Origin of the sequence: Pantoea cypripedii (assembly GCF_002095535.1) — a bacterium.
Lineage (GTDB): Bacteria > Pseudomonadota > Gammaproteobacteria > Enterobacterales > Enterobacteriaceae > Pantoea > Pantoea cypripedii.
In genome coordinates this window covers 3,454,683-3,473,153 of record NZ_MLJI01000001.1, presented here as the reverse complement: position 1 = coordinate 3,473,153, position 18,471 = coordinate 3,454,683, and the positions used below count along the sequence as shown (strand labels likewise).

The 18,471-nt window shown below is 55.9% G+C and carries 18 protein-coding genes; 16 read left to right on the top strand and 2 right to left on the bottom strand.

The annotated features are described in order from the left end of the window. Positions 1-246 precede the first annotated feature (246 nt). The 5 genes from gcvT (at position 247) to trhA (ending at position 6,378) form a co-directional block, all read left to right on the top strand. A complete protein-coding gene (gcvT, locus tag HA50_RS16015; RefSeq protein ID WP_084876559.1) occupies positions 247-1,344 on the top strand; it encodes a glycine cleavage system aminomethyltransferase GcvT in 1,098 nt (365 codons plus the stop codon). A 21-nt stretch (positions 1,345-1,365) separates the two neighbouring features. Next, positions 1,366-1,752, top strand: a complete 387-nt coding sequence (gcvH, locus tag HA50_RS16010; protein WP_084876558.1) for a glycine cleavage system protein GcvH — start codon at positions 1,366-1,368, stop codon at positions 1,750-1,752. 84 nt (positions 1,753-1,836) lie between these two features. Further along, positions 1,837-4,710, top strand: a complete 2,874-nt coding sequence (gene gcvP, locus HA50_RS16005) for an aminomethyl-transferring glycine dehydrogenase (protein WP_084876557.1) — start codon at positions 1,837-1,839, stop codon at positions 4,708-4,710. Positions 4,711-4,770: 60 nt separating this feature from the next. Continuing rightward, positions 4,771-5,514 carry an SDR family oxidoreductase gene (locus HA50_RS16000; RefSeq protein WP_084876556.1) on the top strand — a complete coding sequence of 248 codons (744 nt, stop codon included), beginning with the start codon at positions 4,771-4,773 and terminating at the stop codon, positions 5,512-5,514. A 210-nt stretch (positions 5,515-5,724) separates the two neighbouring features. Next, on the top strand, positions 5,725-6,378 hold the full coding sequence (gene trhA, locus HA50_RS15995) for a PAQR family membrane homeostasis protein TrhA (RefSeq protein WP_084876555.1): 654 nt from the start codon (positions 5,725-5,727) through the stop codon (positions 6,376-6,378). Positions 6,379-6,452: 74 nt separating this feature from the next. Here trhA and ygfZ read toward each other — a convergent pair whose 3' ends face one another. After that, complete coding sequence (gene ygfZ / locus HA50_RS15990) at positions 6,453-7,436, bottom strand: tRNA-modifying protein YgfZ (RefSeq protein WP_084876554.1); 984 nt, start codon at positions 7,434-7,436, stop codon at positions 6,453-6,455. Positions 7,437-7,662: 226 nt separating this feature from the next. Here ygfZ and sdhE point away from each other — a divergent pair, with 226 nt between their 5' ends. Together sdhE and HA50_RS15980 are read left to right on the top strand one after the other, a co-directional pair. After that, the gene (gene sdhE, locus HA50_RS15985) at positions 7,663-7,929 is read left to right on the top strand and encodes an FAD assembly factor SdhE (protein ID WP_084876553.1); all 267 of its coding nucleotides are present in this window, start codon (positions 7,663-7,665) and stop codon (positions 7,927-7,929) included. Beyond that, on the top strand, positions 7,904-8,320 hold the full coding sequence (locus tag HA50_RS15980) for a protein YgfX (protein ID WP_084876552.1): 417 nt from the start codon (positions 7,904-7,906) through the stop codon (positions 8,318-8,320). Before sdhE ends, HA50_RS15980 begins: the two co-directional genes overlap by 26 nt. A 56-nt stretch (positions 8,321-8,376) precedes the next feature. Here HA50_RS15980 and fldB read toward each other — a convergent pair whose 3' ends face one another. Then, on the bottom strand, positions 8,377-8,895 hold the full coding sequence (gene fldB, locus HA50_RS15975; RefSeq protein WP_084876551.1) for a flavodoxin FldB: 519 nt from the start codon (positions 8,893-8,895) through the stop codon (positions 8,377-8,379). Positions 8,896-8,997: 102 nt separating this feature from the next. Here fldB and xerD point away from each other — a divergent pair, with 102 nt between their 5' ends. The 9 genes from xerD (at position 8,998) to HA50_RS15930 (ending at position 18,471) form a co-directional block, all read left to right on the top strand. Continuing rightward, positions 8,998-9,891, top strand: a complete 894-nt coding sequence (xerD, locus tag HA50_RS15970; RefSeq protein ID WP_084876550.1) for a site-specific tyrosine recombinase XerD — start codon at positions 8,998-9,000, stop codon at positions 9,889-9,891. A 22-nt stretch (positions 9,892-9,913) separates the two neighbouring features. After that, positions 9,914-10,627, top strand: a complete 714-nt coding sequence (gene dsbC, locus HA50_RS15965; RefSeq protein WP_084876549.1) for a bifunctional protein-disulfide isomerase/oxidoreductase DsbC — start codon at positions 9,914-9,916, stop codon at positions 10,625-10,627. Positions 10,628-10,633: 6 nt separating this feature from the next. Continuing rightward, positions 10,634-12,364: a single-stranded-DNA-specific exonuclease RecJ gene (gene recJ, locus HA50_RS15960; RefSeq protein ID WP_084876548.1), complete on the top strand. Its 1,731-nt coding sequence runs from the start codon at positions 10,634-10,636 to the stop codon at positions 12,362-12,364. Positions 12,365-12,516: 152 nt separating this feature from the next. Beyond that, a protein-coding gene (gene prfB, locus HA50_RS15955; protein WP_139810939.1) for a peptide chain release factor 2 occupies positions 12,517-13,615 on the top strand; the annotation gives its coding sequence in 2 pieces (ribosomal slippage) (positions 12,517-12,591 and positions 12,593-13,615; 1,098 coding nt in all). 9 nt (positions 13,616-13,624) lie between these two features. Then, positions 13,625-15,145, top strand: a complete 1,521-nt coding sequence (lysS, locus tag HA50_RS15950) for a lysine--tRNA ligase (RefSeq protein ID WP_084876547.1) — start codon at positions 13,625-13,627, stop codon at positions 15,143-15,145. A 119-nt stretch (positions 15,146-15,264) separates the two neighbouring features. After that, positions 15,265-16,116: a MurR/RpiR family transcriptional regulator gene (locus tag HA50_RS15945; RefSeq protein WP_084876546.1), complete on the top strand. Its 852-nt coding sequence runs from the start codon at positions 15,265-15,267 to the stop codon at positions 16,114-16,116. Between the two features lie 252 nt (positions 16,117-16,368). Beyond that, positions 16,369-17,205: a transporter substrate-binding domain-containing protein gene (locus HA50_RS15940; protein ID WP_084876545.1), complete on the top strand. Its 837-nt coding sequence runs from the start codon at positions 16,369-16,371 to the stop codon at positions 17,203-17,205. A gap of 2 nt (positions 17,206-17,207) precedes the next feature. Continuing rightward, positions 17,208-17,840, top strand: a complete 633-nt coding sequence (locus HA50_RS15935) for a DUF1989 domain-containing protein (RefSeq protein ID WP_084876544.1) — start codon at positions 17,208-17,210, stop codon at positions 17,838-17,840. Further along, complete coding sequence (locus HA50_RS15930) at positions 17,824-18,471, top strand: urea carboxylase-associated family protein (RefSeq protein ID WP_084876543.1); 648 nt, start codon at positions 17,824-17,826, stop codon at positions 18,469-18,471. Before HA50_RS15935 ends, HA50_RS15930 begins: the two co-directional genes overlap by 17 nt.

Genomic DNA, 18,471 nt, shown 5'->3' with positions numbered 1-18,471 from the left:
TTGGATTCCATTATTTTGCTACATAAAAGTTATGTTGTTGTATTTTGTGCGTGTTTAATCACATAAAGCCAGTGGATTATCCTGCATTCTGTGCGGCGCTTCGCAGACGACAGACTTTGTTTCGCCCTCGTTTTCCTTATGGTTAATTCGGGCGTTCGGTGGTAACGTCAGCGCAAAGAGAACGTTTGCGTCAGCCATCACGGCTGCGCAGGCGCGTCACGCTCACTTGTTTTCTACAGGATGGTTATGACTCAGCAAACGCCTCTATTCGAACAGCATCAGGCCAGCGGCGCCCGCATGGTGGACTTTCACGGCTGGATGATGCCTCTGCATTACGGCTCACAAATGGATGAGCACCACGCGGTACGTACTGATGCCGGCATGTTTGACGTTTCCCACATGACCATCGTCGATCTGCGCGGGGCGAGCACCCGCGAATTCCTGCGTTATCTGCTGGCAAATGATGTCGCCAAACTGACCCAGCCAGGCAAAGCGCTTTACACCGGCATGCTGAACGCTTCCGGTGGCGTCATTGATGATTTGATTGTTTACTTTATGACCGAGGACTTTTTCCGTCTGGTGGTGAACTCCGCGACGCGTGAAAAAGATCTGCAATGGATTGGTGAACACGCGAAGAAATACGGGGTGACGTTGACCGAGCGTGACGATCTGGCGCTGATTGCGGTACAGGGACCCAATGCCCAGCAAAAAGCACAGTCGTTGTTTAGCGCGGCACAACGCGAGGCTGTGGCGGGCATGAAGCCCTTCTTCGGCGTTCAGGCGGAAGATTTGTTTATTGCTACCACCGGTTATACCGGCGAAGCGGGCTACGAGATTGCCTTGCCTGCTGGCGCTGCTGCGGATTTCTGGCAGCGTTTGCTGGCGGCAGGTGTCAAACCGGCGGGTCTGGGTGCACGTGATACGTTGCGTCTGGAAGCGGGGATGAACTTGTATGGCCAGGAGATGGATGAAGGCGTCTCACCGCTGGCGGCCAACATGGGCTGGACCATCGTCTGGGAACCGACCGACCGTGATTTTATTGGCCGTGCCGCGCTGGAAGCTCAGCGTGCCGCAGGGACAGAAAAACTGGTGGGTCTGGTCATGACCGAAAAAGGGGTGCTGCGTAACGGCTTGCCGGTACGTTTCACCGATGAACAGGGTCAGCCGCAGCAGGGTATTATTACCAGTGGTTCCTTCTCTCCAACGCTGGGTTACAGCATTGCGCTGGCACGCGTGCCAGCGGGAATTGGCGAGCAGGCGATTGTGGAAATCCGCAATCGTGAAATGCCGGTGAAGGTCACCAAACCGATTTTTGTTCGCGCCGGTAAACCGGTCGCTCAGTAACTTTTTTCAGGAGATTTGGCGATGAGCAATGTACCAAAAGAATTGAAGTACAAAGATAGCCACGAGTGGGTGCGTAAAGAAGCCGACGGTACTTTCACCGTCGGGATTACCGAGCATGCCCAGGAACTGTTAGGTGACATGGTGTTTGTTGACCTGCCAGAAGTGGGACGTGTTGTTGCAGCTGGTGAAGATTGTGCAGTAGCAGAATCAGTAAAAGCCGCTTCTGACATCTATGCTCCGCTGAGCGGCGAAATCATTGAGATTAACGAAGAACTGGAAGGTTCGCCGGAACTGATCAACAGCGATCCGTACAGCGATGGCTGGTTGTTCAAAATCAAAGCCAGCGATGAGTCAGAACTTCACTCAATGCTGGATGCCGATGCGTACAAAGCCTCCATCGACGAATAAGTATGACTAACAGAAGGTGTCGCCTGGCGGCACCTTCGTTTTTTGTCTGTATTAATACCCAGCCCGATTCAGGATTTACTGCTAATGACTCAGACTCTCAACCAGCTTGAACATAACGGTGCGTTCATTGAGCGCCATATCGGTCCTACGCCGCAGCAACAGGCCACCATGCTGGAAGCGATTGGTGCCAGCTCGCTGGAAGCGTTGATCGGTTCCATCGTGCCTGCCGATATCCAGTTGCCGGGTCCGCCCGCGGTGGGTGATGCAGCCACCGAGCAGCAGGCGCTGGCGGAGTTGAAAGCCATTGCCAGTCAGAACCAGCGTTACAAATCCTGGATTGGTATGGGTTACACCGCGGTAATCACCCCGCCGGTGATCCTGCGTAACATGCTGGAAAATCCGGGCTGGTACACCGCTTACACGCCGTACCAGCCGGAAGTCTCACAGGGGCGTCTTGAAGCGCTGCTTAACTTCCAGACCCTGACGCTGGATCTTACCGGTCTCGACATCGCATCGGCGTCACTGCTGGACGAAGCCACTGCCGCTGCGGAAGCGATGGCGATGGCAAAACGCGTCAGCAAGCTGAAAACTGCCAACAAATTCTTTATCGCCGACGATATCCATCCGCAGACGCTGGATGTGGTGCGTACCCGTGCTGAAACCTTTGGTTTTGAACTGATTATCGACAGCGCGGAAAAAGCGCTCGATCATGACGACCTGTTTGGCGTGCTGCTGCAACAGGCAGGCACCACTGGCGAAGTGCATGATTACCGCGCACTGATGACCGAGCTGAAAAGCCGCAAAGTGGTGGTGAGCGTCGCCGCTGATTTTATGGCGCTGGTGCAGCTGGAAGCCCCTGGCAAGCAGGGCGCAGACATCGTGTTTGGCTCTGCGCAGCGCTTTGGCGTGCCGATGGGCTACGGTGGTCCGCATGCGGCCTTCTTTGCCAGCCGCGACGAACATAAACGCTCAATGCCGGGCCGTATCATCGGTGTCTCACGCGATGCAGCGGGCAACACTGCGCTGCGTATGGCGATGCAGACCCGTGAACAACATATCCGTCGTGAAAAAGCCAACTCCAACATCTGTACTTCTCAGGTGCTGCTGGCGAATATCGCCGGTTTCTACGCCGTCTATCACGGGCCTGCTGGCCTGAAGCGTATCGCTTCACGTATTCACCGTCTGACCAGCATTCTGGCTGCCGGGCTGAAAAACGGTGGCCTGAAACTGCGCCATAACAGCTGGTTCGATACTCTGACGGTCGACGTGGCTGATAAAGCGGCGGTACTCAACCGTGCGTTGGGCTTTGGTGTCAACCTGCGCAGCGATATCCATAACGCAGTGGGTATCACCCTGGATGAAACCACCCGTCGTGAAGATGTGCAGGCGTTATTCGCTATTCTGCTCGGCGATGCCCACGGCCAGGATATTGATGCGCTGGATAGCGCCGTTGCCGCTGAAAACAGCGCGATTCCGGCGGGCCAGCAGCGTCAAAGCGCCATTCTGGAACATCCGGTGTTCAACCGTCATCACAGCGAAACTGAGATGATGCGTTACATGCACAGCCTGGAGAAAAAGGATCTGGCGCTGAACCAGGCGATGATCCCGCTGGGTTCCTGCACCATGAAACTCAATGCCGCAGCCGAAATGATTCCGATCACCTGGCCGGAATTTGCTGAAATGCATCCGTTCTGCCCGGCAGAGCAGGCAGCGGGTTATCTGCAAATGATCGGCCAGCTGTCGCAGTGGCTGGTGCAGCTGACCGGTTATGACGCGCTGTGTATGCAGCCGAACTCGGGCGCACAGGGAGAATATGCCGGTCTGCTGGCGATTCGCCGTTATCACGAAAGCCGCAATGAAGGTGACCGTCATATCTGCCTGATCCCCAGCTCCGCACACGGTACCAACCCGGCGTCGGCACAGATGGCGGGCATGTCAGTGGTGGTCGTCGCCTGTGACAAACAGGGCAACATCGACCTCGGCGACCTGCGTGAGAAAGCAGCGCAGTCAGGCGATAAGCTTTCCTGCATCATGGTGACGTATCCGTCTACCCATGGCGTGTACGAAGAAACAATCCGTGAAGTGTGCCAGATTGTGCATCAGTACGGCGGCCAGGTTTATCTCGATGGCGCCAACATGAACGCGCAGGTGGGCATCACCACACCAGGCTACATCGGTGCGGATGTTTCTCACCTTAACCTGCACAAAACCTTCTGCATTCCGCACGGCGGTGGCGGCCCAGGTATGGGACCGATCGGCGTCAAAGCGCATCTGGCCCCCTTCGTTCCGGGCCACAGCGTGGTGCAAATTGATGGCGTACTGACCCAGCAGGGCGCGGTGTCCGCAGCGCCGTTCGGCAGCGCTTCGATTCTGCCGATTAGCTGGATGTACATCCGTATGATGGGTGCTGAAGGTCTGAAACAGGCCAGTTCAGTGGCAATTCTCAATGCTAACTACATCGCCAGCCGCCTGCAGTCGGCCTACCCGATTCTGTATACCGGTCGCGATGGCCGCGTAGCGCATGAATGTATTCTGGATATTCGTCCGCTGAAAGAGCAAACCGGCATCAGTGAACTGGACATTGCCAAGCGCCTGATTGACTACGGTTTCCATGCGCCAACCATGTCGTTCCCGGTTGCCGGTACGCTGATGGTCGAGCCGACGGAATCGGAGAGCAAAATCGAACTGGATCGCTTTATCGACGCCATGCTGGCGATTCGTATGGAGATCGATCGCGTGGCTGATGGCGAATGGCCGCTCGAAGACAACCCGCTGGTCAATGCGCCGCATACCCAGATGGAAATTGTTGGTGAGTGGGCGCATCCGTACACCCGCGAGCTGGCCGTGTTCCCGGCAGGCAGCGCCAATAAATACTGGCCGACGGTAAAACGTCTGGATGATGTCTTTGGCGACCGCAATCTTTTCTGTAGCTGTGTCCCGATGAGTGAGTACGCGTAAGCTACACTCTTTCCCATCACAGCAAAGGCCGGGCAACCGGCCTTTTTTTATGGAGGCAATATGGAACTGGCATTGGTCACCGGAGCGAGTCGTGGGATTGGTCGCGCGACCGCGTTATTACTGGCAAAAGCAGGCTACTGCGTGGCGGTAAATTATCGTCAGCGTGAAGCTGAAGCGCAGCAGGTGGTTGCGGAGATCGCGTCACAGGGGGGCCGTGCGTTTACGGTTCAGGCCGATATCGCTGACGAAGCGCAGGTGCTGAAAATGTTTCAGCAACTCGATGATCATGATGCTGAGCTGAAAGTGCTGGTGAACAACGCCGGTATCCTGTTTCAGCAGTGCCGGGTCGAAGATCTGGCTGTGGAGCGTATCCAGCGCGTGTTTGCCACCAATGTGACCGGCACTTTTCTTTGCTGCCGCGAAGCGGTTAAACGCATGGGGACGCATCACGGCGGCAGCGGGGGATCCATCATCAACGTGTCCTCTGCCGCAGCCAGACTCGGTTCACCAAACGAATATGTGGATTACGCTGCGTCCAAAGGTGCGATGGACACCCTGACCAAAGGCCTGTCGCTGGAAGTCGCTTTGCAGGGAATTCGCGTGAATGGCGTGCGTCCGGGACCGATCTACACCGAAATGCATGCCGACGGTGGAGAGCCTGGCCGGGTTGATCGGGTCGCGAGTGGTATCCCGATGGGGCGCGGCGGCCAGCCGCAGGAAATCGCCGCCGCAATCGTCTGGCTGGCAAGCGATGCCGCGTCCTACATCACCGGCACCATCATTGATGCAGCGGGTGGGCGTTAATCAGCGCCCAAACATTCTCCGATCCGTAGCGGTTTTTCATCATCGCGTTCCTGTCATCTTCCTGACACTTTCCCGCTGTCTGATTACTCAGGTTGAAACACCGATACACAGTTTAATTTTAGCGTACATGTGTACACTGAAATTATTCCTGGTTACTCTGATGCACAGAAAAAGCACAGTCAGTTTCTTCGTTTTTCGGGACACATTCGCATGGTACAGAACCGTCTTATCGCTCAGGGCTATTCGCTGGCAGAAGAGATTGCTAACAGCATCAGCCACGGTTTAGGCTGCCTGTTTGGCATTGTGGGTCTGGTCTTGTTATTGACACAAGCTGTTGAAATGCAAGCTGATGCAACCGCCATTACCAGCTACAGCCTGTATGGTGGCAGCATGATTTTGCTGTTCCTGGCTTCCACGCTCTATCACGCGATTCCCCATCAGAAAGCCAAATACTGGCTGAAAAAATTCGACCACTGCGCCATCTATCTGCTGATCGCCGGTACTTATACGCCATTCCTGTTGGTAGGGTTGAAATCGTCGTTTGCCAGGGGGTTGATGATTGTCATCTGGAGCCTGGCGCTGGCGGGCATCATCTTTAAACTGACCATTGCCCATCGCTTCAAAGTATTGTCACTGGTGACCTATCTCAGCATGGGATGGTTATCGCTGGTGGTGATTTATCAGCTGGCGACCAAATTGTCGGCGGGTGGTGTCTGGTTACTGGCGGCGGGGGGCATTGTCTATTCGCTCGGCGTGATTTTTTATGTCGCGCGGCGTATTCCCTACAATCACGCCATCTGGCACGCCTTTGTGCTGGGGGGCAGCATTTGCCACTTCTGCGCGATTTACTTCTATGTGATGTGAGAAATCAGTCTGCACAAATTCGTAGCGGCGCAATTTATTGCGCGATTTTAGGCAGTTGCGCCGCTACGGCCATATTAATCTTCCAGTGAATAAGGCAGTGGCTGAATAGTCAGTTTGCCGCCTTCGTCACCTTCCACGCGTAACACGCTATCCGGCTCCAGGTCGTTATTCATCACCACCTGCACCCATACTTCACCGTCATCCAATTGAACCGCGGTGAGAACAGTGCCGGTACGACGCCATTTATCACCCATCTGCAATTCCAGTGAACCATCGACCTGCGGCAGATGGCTGGCATTACCCGCCAGCCAGTACAGGGCGCGTTTGTTGGCACCACGGAATTTGGCGCGTGCCACCATCTCCTGCCCGGTGTAACAACCTTTTTTAAAGCTGATGGCGTCGAGCGCCTGAAGGTTAGTGGCCTGTGGAATCAGCTGCGCGCTGGTGGCGTTATCGATCACCGGAATACCCGCTTCAATATCCAGTGCCAGCCACTGGGTGCTGTCATTGAGCTGCGCATCACCTTTCAGCTTATCTTTCAGGGCTTCAGCCTGTGCCAGGGTGGTCACCAGCAGGAAGCGCTCCGCCGGTTGTTCAAACCACAGCAGAGTGGTGTCGTCCTGTTGTACCACGGGCGTAGTGGCATCCGGCAGAACCGGGAACTGACCTGCCAGCGCGGTGCGCGCCTGGAAACCGGCCACACCCAGCAGCACGGCATCGTCATCAGCAGCAATGGTTACTTTGGCGAACACCGCATACTTTTTCAGCTCGGTCAGTTGGGTATCGCGCAGATTGCGGCGAACCAGATAGCCATAACCTTCGCCGCGATGGAACAGGCGCAGGCTGGTCCACATTTTCCCTTTGGCATCACAATGCGCCGCCGGGCGATGCTGGGTAGCATCCAGAGCCGCCACGTCCAGCGTCAGCTGGCCTTGCAGATAGGAGGTGCTGTCTTTGCCTTGCACCGAAACCAACGCCCACTCATCAAGAGACATCAGGGTTAATGGCAGACGAGAAGATGCCGCAGGCTGGCGTGGCGGAAGGGTATAAATAGGCATGGGCTATTCCTGATTATTGGGTTCATCCGTAGATAATGATTCCATGTTAAAAGAGCCGCGCGGCATTGCAACCTGTTTGCGGAATCCGACGCACAAATCGCGTGATAACCCTGCTTTGTGTAAAAGGGTTTTGCGCGTTGATGCACAGCAATCTAAGCCACGCCTGCAGCCATGAAAAAAAGCAGGTACACTGAGCGCCATTGTTTGCCGCTGTGGAAAAAGACACATGGATATTCATGACAAATCCCGCGTCCAATGGGCGTGCCGTCGTGGCATGCTGGAACTGGACATCGCCATCATGCCGTTTTTCAAATATGAATATGATTCTCTGACTGACGCCGACAAGCAGGTATTTATTGCCTTGCTGAAAAGCGACGACCCTGATTTGTTTAACTGGATGATGAACCACGGTGAGCCTGCTGACCCCGAGTTCAAACGCATGGTGAAACTGATTCAGCAGCGCAATCGTGAACGCGGTCCGGTGGCAATGTAATCTGCATCCGTCGCGCAGCGCGCGTGCGTTGCAGGCGCTGATGCTTGGTTGCTGTTGTGTGCTGGTTGTGGCTCTGCCCTGGCCGGAGATGTGGCGCTGGGGCAAAGTTCCGCTGCTGTTATTATTGCTGATGGAAGGCTGGCGCAACCACAGGTTGCTTCAGCAACGCCGTGGACGGCTGGCACTGGATCAACAAGGTCACTGGGAGTGGGATAACAGCAACTGGCGCAATGTGCGCGCACCGGGTTGGTTGCCGATTGGTGTGTTGCTGGTGTTGCGTAATCAACAGGGGCAGTGCAGACGGCTGTGGCTGATGTATGACAACATGCCATCTGGTTACTGGCGTGCGTTGCGAGCCCACTGCTTTATGCATACCAGCCCGGAGCCGTAGCGGCGCGATTTATCGCGCATCTCTTAGCAACCCCGTCGATGCCTGCGGATGATGCCTTAAAGCAGTTCAGCGGTTTCCGTCAGAATCTGTTCACACCACTGTTCGATACGTTCATCACTCAGTTCGAACTGGTTAACATCGTCGAGCGCCAGGCCGACAAATTGTTTACCGTCAGCGGTGAGGGGTTTCGGGCTGGTAAATTCATAGCCTTCCAGCGGCCAGTAGCCGACAAACTGCACGCCCATCGGTTGCAGCAACTCATGCAGCATACCCAGCGCATCAAGAAACCATTCGCTGTAGCCAATCATGTCGCCCATGCCATAGAGCGCGACAATTTTCCCGCGCAGATTCAGTGCCGGGATTTGTGGCCAAATCGCTTCCCAGTCTTCCTGCAATTCACCGAAATCCCAGGTGGGAATACCGAGGATCAGCAAATCGTACTGCTCCATCAGCGTGGGATCGTCATCTTTCAGATTATGCAGGGTGACTAATTCTCCACCAATAAAGTCGCGGATCTTCTCCGCAGTCATCTCGGTGTAGCAGGTACTTGAACCGTAAAACAGGCCGATATTCATGCAATTAATGCTCTGGCTGAAACTGACTTTGGCGCAATTGTACCAGAAGCAGGCGCTTTTCAGGCATAATGAGCACGATTTCACACGAGCTGGAGGGAGAGAGTGGAAGACAGTGATCTGATCGAACAGTTTCTGGATACGCTGTGGATTGAGCGCAATCTGGCACAGAATACCCTCGCATCGTATCGGCAGGATCTGCAAACCCTCACCGGCTGGCTGCACCATCATGAGCGCACCCTGCTGACGCTGGAGGCGCTCGATTTGCAGCAGTTTCTGGCAGAACGCGTGGAAGGCGGCTATAAAGCCACCAGTTCTGCGCGTACCCTGAGCGCCATCCGTCGGTTGTTTCAATATCTGTATCGTGAAAAGCTGCGCAGTGACGATCCCAGCGCATTGCTTTCCGCCCCGAAGCTGCCGCAGCGTCTGCCGAAGGATCTCAGCGAAAAGCAGGTGGAAAGCCTGTTGCAGGCACCGTCGATTGAGATCCCGCTCGAACTGCGCGACAAAGCGATGCTGGAGTTGCTCTATGCCACTGGCCTGCGCGTCTCCGAGCTGGTGGGTTTAACCCTGAGCGATATCAGTCTGCGTCAGGGCGTGGTGAGGGTGATCGGTAAAGGCAACAAAGAGCGCCTTGTGCCATTGGGTGAAGAAGCGATTTACTGGCTGGAGCATTATATGGAGCATGGTCGTCCGTGGTTGCTGAACGGTCAGACGCTGGATGTGATGTTTCCCAGTAACCGTGCGCAACAAATGACGCGCCAGACGTTCTGGCATCGCATCAAGCATTACGCCATCCTGGCCGGGATCGACAGTGAAAAATTGTCGCCGCATGTGCTGCGTCACGCGTTTGCCACACATTTACTGAACCACGGGGCCGATTTGCGCGTCGTACAGATGTTGCTGGGGCATAGCGACCTCTCAACCACCCAGATTTATACGCATGTCGCCACTGAGCGCCTGCGACAGTTACATCAACAGCATCATCCGCGTGCCTGACGCGCGGCAACAAGGAAATGAGATGAAAAAACAGTTAACGATGCTGGCTCTGCTGGTCAGCACTTTTTCCGGGCTGGTTCATGCCGATGACAACGCCATCCAGCAGGCGCTGAAAAAACTCGGCCTGCAACAGACGGAAATTCAGCCGTCACCGTTGCCTGGCATCAAAACCGTGCTGACGGAAAGCGGCGTGCTGTACGTTACCGAAGATGGTAAGCACATGATTCAGGGGCCGCTGTACGATGTCAGCGGTGCTCAGCCGGTCAACGTCACTAACCAGCTGCTGGAGAAAAAAGTTACCGCGCTGGAACCGCAAATGATCGTGTACAAAGCGCCGAAAGAACAACACGTTATCACCGTGTTCACCGATATTACCTGCGGTTACTGCCGTAAGCTGCATGAGCAGATGGCGGACTACAACGCGCTGGGCATCACCGTGCGCTATCTGGCGTTCCCGCGTGAAGGTCTGCATGGTCAGGTGGAAAAAGCGATGAAAGCGATCTGGTGCAGCGCCGATCGTAACAAAGCCTTTGATGAAGCGATGAAAGGCAACGCGCCACAGATGGATGCGCCAGCCACCTGCAAAATCGACCTCGATCAGCACTACAAACTCGGTATTCTGTTTGGTATTCAGGGCACTCCCGCCATTCTTACCGACAGCGGCATGATGATCCCTGGCTATCAGGGACCGCAGGAGCTGAAGCAGGTGCTCGATGGCCAGAAAAGTGGCGGTTAATCCACAGTGATCCATTCTGTTGAACTGCGTCGGCGTGAAATCCATGCCGACGATGCTTTACCTGCCGATTTGCCGCCGCTGCTGCGTCGGCTCTACCTGCAACGTGGCGTACGCGATGCCGCAGAACTGGAGCGCGGCGCGAAACATCTGCTGCCGTGGCAAACGTTAGGCGGCATTGAAGCCGCCGTGACTTTGCTGCATCAGATGCTGCGCGACGGTCGCCGCATTGTGGTGGTCGGCGATTTTGATGCCGACGGGGCGACCAGTACAGCGCTGACGGTGCTGGCGCTGCGCAGCCTCGGTGGCAATATCGATTATCTGGTACCCAACCGGTTCGAAGATGGTTATGGCCTCAGCCCGGAAGTGGTGGAGCAGGCACGCGCACGCGGTGCCGAAATGATCCTCACGGTGGATAACGGGATCTCGTCCCATGCGGGCGTCGATACTGCGCATCAGCACGGTATCCCGGTGCTGGTCACTGACCACCACCTGCCTGGCGAAACGCTGCCAGCCGCTGAAGCCATTGTTAACCCCAATCTGAACGACAGCGATTTCCCCTCACGGGCGCTGGCCGGGGTCGGCGTCGCCTTTTACCTGATGCTGGCATTGCGCGCCCATCTGCGTACGCAAAACTGGTTTAGCGACGGGCGCAGCGAACCCAATCTGGCGGAATGGCTTGATTTGGTGGCGCTCGGCACCGTGGCGGACGTGGTGCCACTCGATGCCAATAACCGTATCCTGGTATGGCAGGGCCTGAGCCGTATTCGTGCCGGGAAATGCCGCGTGGGTATTCGTGCCTTGCTGGAAATCGCCAATCGTGATGCGCGCCAGCTGGTCGCCAGCGACCTTGGTTTCGCCATCGGCCCGCGCCTCAACGCTGCCGGGCGGCTGGATGATATGTCGGTGGGGGTGGCGTTGCTGCTGACCGAGGACATCACCGAAGCACGTATGCTGGCGAACGAGCTGGATGCCCTCAATCAGACACGTAAAGAGATTGAACAGGGCATGAAAAGCGAAGCGCTGGCGTTGTGTGATGCGCTGGAGCGGCAGAATACCGATTTACCGCTGGGGCTGGCGTTTTTCCATCCCGAATGGCATCAGGGAGTGGTGGGCATTCTCGCCTCCCGCCTGAAGGAGCGTTTTCACCGTCCGGTGATTGCGTTTGCTCCGGCAGGGGATGGCACGCTGAAAGGCTCTGGCCGTTCGATTGCCGGTCTGCATCTGCGCGATGCGCTGGAGCGCCTCGATACGTTATTCCCCGGCCTGATGATCAAGTTCGGCGGCCATGCGATGGCGGCGGGTTTGTCGCTGGAGGAAGCGCGTTTTGATGAGTTTCGCCAGCGCTTTGCTGCGCTAATCGACGAATGGCTGGCAGGTGAAGCGTTGCAGGGAGTGATCTGGTCCGATGGCGAGTTGCGTGCGCAGGAGTTTTCGCTGCAAACCGCTGAGTTGCTGCGCGAAGCGGGTCCCTGGGGCCAGGCATTCCCTGAACCGGTATTTGATGGGCGCTTTAAAGTGCTGCAACAAAAACTGGTGGGCGAACGTCATCTGAAAGTGATGGTGGAGCCGGTCGGCGGCGGTCCGTTGCTGGATGGTATTGCGTTTAACGTCGATACGACTTTGTGGCCGGACAGCAGCGTGCGCCAGGTCGAACTGGCCTACAAGCTGGACATCAACGAGTATCGCGGCAACCGCTCAGTACAGCTGATTATCGACCATCTGTGGCCGCTGGCATAAGCGGCTACCATTATCCCCTGAATAATTCGGGTTGCAGCCAACGCGCCTGCGACACGAAGTATGACGGGGATACAAAATAAACGCGCTTTCGGTTAAACTAGCGCGTTAGTATTTTCTCCTCTCACCGAATCGTCAAAAAAGACTGAAAAGCCATGTTTGAAATCAACCCGGTCAAAAACCGTATTCAGGACCTCACCGAGCGCAGCGACGTTCTTAGGGGGTATCTTTGACTACGATGCCAAGAAAGAACGCCTCGAAGAAGTAAACGCCGAGCTGGAACAACCTGACGTCTGGAACGAACCTGAGCGCGCGCAGGCGCTGGGTAAAGAGCGTTCGTCGTTAGAAATCATCGTCGGCACCCTGGACCAAATGTATCAGGGGCTGGAAGATGTGCAGGGTCTGCTGGATCTGGCGGTTGAAGCCGACGACGAAGAGACTTTTAACGACACCATTGCCGAGCTGGATGGACTCGAAGTCAAGCTGGGTGAGCTGGAGTTCCGTCGTATGTTCTCCGGCGAATATGACAGCGCCGATTGCTATATCGATTTGCAGGCCGGTTCCGGCGGCACCGAAGCGCAGGACTGGGCCAGCATGCTGATGCGTATGTATCTGCGCTGGGCAGAAGCCAAGGGCTTCAAAACCGAAATTATTGAAGAGTCAGAAGGTGAAGTGGCCGGTCTGAAATCCGCCACCATTCGCGTTTCTGGTGACTATGCCTTCGGCTGGCTGCGTACGGAAACCGGCGTTCATCGCCTGGTACGTAAGAGTCCGTTTGACTCCGGCGGCCGTCGTCATACCTCCTTCAGTTCGGCCTTTATCTACCCGGAAGTGGATGACGATATTGATATCGAAATCAACCCGGCAGATCTGCGTATTGACGTTTACCGTGCTTCGGGCGCGGGTGGTCAGCACGTTAACCGTACGGAATCCGCGGTACGTATTACCCATATTCCGACCGGCACCGTGACTCAATGCCAGAACGATCGTTCGCAGCATAAGAACAAAGATCAGGCAATGAAGCAGATGAAAGCCAAGCTGTACGAGCTTGAGATGCAGAAGAAAAATGCTGAGAAACAGGCGGCAGAAGATAACAAATCTGACATCGGCTGGGGCAGCCAGATTCGTTCTTACGTGCTGGACGATTCACGCATCAAAGATCTGCGTACTGGCGTCGAAACCCGTAACACCCAGGCGGTGCTGGACGGCGACCTCGATCGTTTTATTGAAGCAAGTTTAAAAGCAGGGCTATAAGGAACCGACATGTCTGAACAACAACCGCAGAGCGCTGATGCCGCACTTGAGTTAAACAACGAACTGAAAACGCGTCGCGAAAAACTCAGCGCGCTGCGTGAAACCGGCGTGGCGTTTCCTAACGATTTCCGCCGTGACACCACCTCCGATAAGCTGCACGCCAGCTATGATGAGAAAAGCAACGAAGAGTTGGAAGATCTCGGCATTGAGGTGAGTGTAGCCGGTCGAATGATGACCCGCCGTATTATGGGCAAAGCCTCGTTTGTCACCTTACAGGACGTCGGTGGCCGCATTCAGCTGTATGTGGCGCGTGATGACCTGGCAGAAGGCATCTACAACGAACAGTTCAAGAAGTGGGATCTCGGCGATATCCTCGGCGCGCGCGGTAAGCTGTTCAAAACCAAAACCGGTGAGCTGTCGATCCACTGTTCTGAACTGCGTCTGCTGACTAAAGCGCTGCGTCCGCTGCCGGACAAATTCCACGGCCTGGCCGATCAGGAAACCCGTTACCGTCAGCGTTATCTCGACCTGATCGCCAACGACGAATCACGCCACACCTTCCAGGTTCGCTCCAAAATCATGGCCGGTATCCGCCAGTTCATGGTCGGTCGCGACTTTATGGAAGTGGAAACCCCGATGATGCAGGTGATTCCGGGTGGTGCTTCGGCGCGTCCGTTTATCACCCATCACAACGCGCTGGACATCGATATGTACCTGCGTATTGCGCCGGAACTGTATCTGAAGCGTCTGGTGGTCGGTGGTTTTGATCGCGTATTCGAGATCAACCGTAACTTCCGTAACGAAGGGATCTCACCGCGTCATAACCCAGAGTTCACCATGATGGAACTCTACATGGCGTATGCGGATTACAAAGATCTGATCGAGCTGACCGAAAGCCTGTTCCGCACCCTGGCGCAGGACGTGCTCGGCACCACGGAAGTGCCGTACGGTGAACACAGCTTCGATTTCGGTAAGCCGTTCGAAAAACTCACCATGCGTGAAGCGATCAAAAAATACCGTCCGGAAACCGATCTGGCCGATCTGGATAACTTCGACAAAGCCGTGGCGATTGCCCACTCTCTGCACATCAAAGTGGAGAAAAGCTGGGGTCTGGGCCGTGTGGTGACCGAGATCTTCGAAGAAACCGCCGAAGCTCACCTGATCCAGCCGACCTTCATTACCGAATATCCGGCTGAAGTGTCACCGCTGGCGCGTCGTAATGACGAGAACCCGGAAATCACTGACCGCTTCGAATTCTTCATCGGCGGCCGTGAAATCGGTAACGGCTTCTCTGAGCTGAACGATGCAGAAGACCAGGCGGAGCGTTTCCTGCAACAGGTGAATGCCAAAGATGCAGGCGATGACGAAGCGATGTTCTACGACGAAGATTACGTTACTGCGCTGGAACACGGCCTGCCGCCGACCGCGGGTCTGGGTATCGGTATCGACCGTATGGTGATGTTGTTTACCAACAGCCACACCATCCGCGACGTGATCCTGTTCCCGGCTCTGCGCCCGTCAGGCAAATAATCGCATTGCCATAGCAAACAAGGGTCGCCTTCAGGGCGGCCTTTTTTTTGACATAAAAATCCTGATGACAACCCGGCACGCTCTGTGCAGGATGGTTTTTTTATTTGCAGGGAATCACCATGAGTGCAAAAGCGGCATCGTTAGAAGGCCGGATTCGTCAGCACTGGGATCAACTCTCCAGCCACGAACAGCGGCTGGCTGATGTATTGCTGGCTGCGCCCGGTCAGCTTGCCATGAACACGGCGACGGAACTGGCGCACAGCGCCGGGGTCTCCAAAGCCACTACCACCCGTTTCTTCCGTCATCTCGGTTATGAAAGCTACGAAGCGGCACGCCGTCAGGCGCGCGATATGCAAAGCAGCGGATCGCCGCTGTATTTGCAGGTTGCCCCCAGCGCCTCACCGCTCGATAGCATCATGCAGCAGCATCTGGAAAAAGAGATCGCTAATCTGGTCAACAGCTACCGCACGCTGGAAAGCGCCCAGCTGCAGGAGGCAGTTGCTGCTATCGCCCGTGCGCGGCGCGTGGTGGTGATGGGCTGGCGTCACAGTCAGACTATCGCGCAGCTGATTTATCGGGACCTGATTCATGTCCACCCCGATGTGCGTTTGCTGCCACGTCCCGGCGATTCGCTGGCGGAACATCTCGCCTCGCTGGGGGAGCAGGATGTGGCGATCTGTGTCGGCCTGCGCCGTCGTATGCCGGTGCTCGACGCCGCGATGAATGCGCTGGCGGAGCGCCAGGTGCCGATGTTGTATCTGGCCGATGTGTTGTCCGGCAAACCGGCACGCCACGCCCAATGGGTGGTACGTTGCCACACTGACAGCAGCCTGATTTTCGACAGCACCGCCGCACTCTCCGGCATCTGCAATCTGCTGTGTTCACTGGTGGCACGCCAGATGGGCAAAGCCAGCAATGATTACCTCGCGCAGGTTGAAGCGCTGCACCAATCCCTCGACGAACTCGAATAACGCCCCGTACTGGCGCATTTTGCGCCAGCTTGTGCCCCAAAATGGTGCAATCGCGCTTGCCCATTTTCCCGTCGTGCCACCCTCTGTGAAACCATAGAAACTTAAAATAAAAATAAAGAAACAATTGTTTCTCAATGATTGTACAGGGAAAAGTGATGGTTGCGTCCCCTGGTGCGATCGGTGGGTGAAAAATCTGGCACAAAATATGCTCAGTAGAAAAAGACATTTCACCAACACCAGGGAAACACCATAATGAAAAAAACAGCAATGCTGATCGCCGCACTTTTGTCTGTTGGTACGCTGGCGCAGGCGCAAGCCGACACGCTGGCCGACATCAAAAGTAGCGGCAAAATCACCGTCGGTATCGACCCGACATTTCCTCCATATGAATACACCGACGACAGTGGTGCGATCACCGGCTACAGCGTGGCGATCATGCAGTCTTTCGCCAAAGACCTCGGTGTGAAACTTGAGTTTCAGAAAACCGCGTTCAGCGGCATTTTGCCGGGCCTGATTTCCGGCTCGTTTAACGCTGAAGGCTCGTCCCTGAACGTCACCGCCGAGCGCGCGAAGAAAGTGCTGTTCACCGTGCCATACAGCAAAACCGTTAACGGGGTGCTGGTGCGCGAAGATGAAGCCAAAACCTTTAGTGGCAAAACCCTCAGCCCGGAAAGCCTGTCTGGTCTGCGCGGTGCGGTGAAAACCGCCAGCGTGCCGGAGCAGTTGCTGAAAGGGTTTAACGAGCAGCTGAAAAAAGCCGGTAAAAAACCGATCACCATCATCAGCGTCGATTCTCTTGATCAGACTGTCAGCACCCTGATGACCAAACGCGCCGATTTCGTTTACGACGATATCTCGGTGCTGGCACCGGTGGTGAAGAAGTACCCGAGCAAAGTGGCGCAGGTGGGCGAGGTCGGCCCGTCACAGTGGATGGGCTGGGCAACACGTAAAGAAGACGGCAGCCTGAACAAAGCCCTGAGCGACCATATCCTGGCGATGCAGAAAGATGGCGAGCTGACCAAACTGCAACAGCAATACCTCGGCACCACTTTTACCGTGCCGGCCAGCGATTTCATTCCCCAGGAGTAAGTATGTGTCAGTCAACCCTGACGGTTCCGGCGGGCTTTGGTAAAACCTTCCGTGTGCGCAAAGGCCAGTTTATTACCGTCATTGATAGTGAAGGGCAGCAGGCCGCGGATTTTGTCGCGGTCAATGCCGACGACCTGAACGAAAAGCTGTCGCCGGTGCACACCCGCCAGCATCTGCGTTCGCTGTTCTTTAAACCTGGCGATGCGCTGTGGTCGAGTGAAAACCGCCCGCTGCTGCGCATTGTCGCGGATACCATCGGTATTCACGACGCGAACGTCCCCGCCTGTGATCGCACGCGTTTCAGCGTTGATTTTGGCGTTGAGGGGCATCGCAACTGCGTTGATAACCTGCTGGAAGGGATGAAAGCCTTTGGCGTGACCTATTTCACCCTGCCGGAACCGTTCAACCTGTTCCAGAACGGCCCGGTCACCGCCGATGGCCGGATGGAAGTCACCGATCCCCACAGCAAGGCGGGCGACAGCATCACCTTTGAAGCGCTGTGCGACCTGATTTGCTCGGTATCGTCCTGCCCGCAGGACATCATTCCGGGTAACGGCTTACAGGTGACACCGATCGATATTCGCGTCAGCGATCACTACCACACCGGGGAGATGCCGCATGCTGCTGATGCGTGAAAGTTATGAAGAGAGCGCGGAGCGCACCCTGGCGGCACCGGTTGAGGTAGCTGCGGGTAGCGTGGCATCGATTCGCGTGCTGCGTGGTCAGCTGCTGCGTATCACCGCGCTGGGGGAGGGGGCGGTAGCCTCGCTGTTTGGTTTTAGTTTGCAGGATCCGGCGGTATGGCTGTCGGTGCACCATACTCGCGTCTTCAGCAACAGTTATCTGCTCGGCTCCGGTATGCGTTTGGTCAACAACCGTCGTCGTCCGATGATGGTGCTGGGTAAAGACAGCGTTAAACGCCATGACCTGCTGCTGCCGGGTTCCACCACATCGTTTCTGGCCCAGCGTGGCTACGGCGGCGAGGGTTGCATTGAAGGGGTAAGCCGCGAGCTGGCGCGTCTCGGCATGGTGGTGCCGAAGCTGCCGGACCCGATCAATCTGTTTATGCACGTTAAACTGACGCGTGACGGTGACATCCTGCCAGAAACCAACCTGACTCAGGCTGGTGACAGTATTACCTGTCGTGTGGTGATGGATACGCGCTTTATCGTCTCCGCCTGCAACACCGGCATTGAGGGCAACGACAAACCCGCGCCGTTGCGACTGGCGGTGGCGGAGAACCTGACGGACTTTAACGCGGAGTAA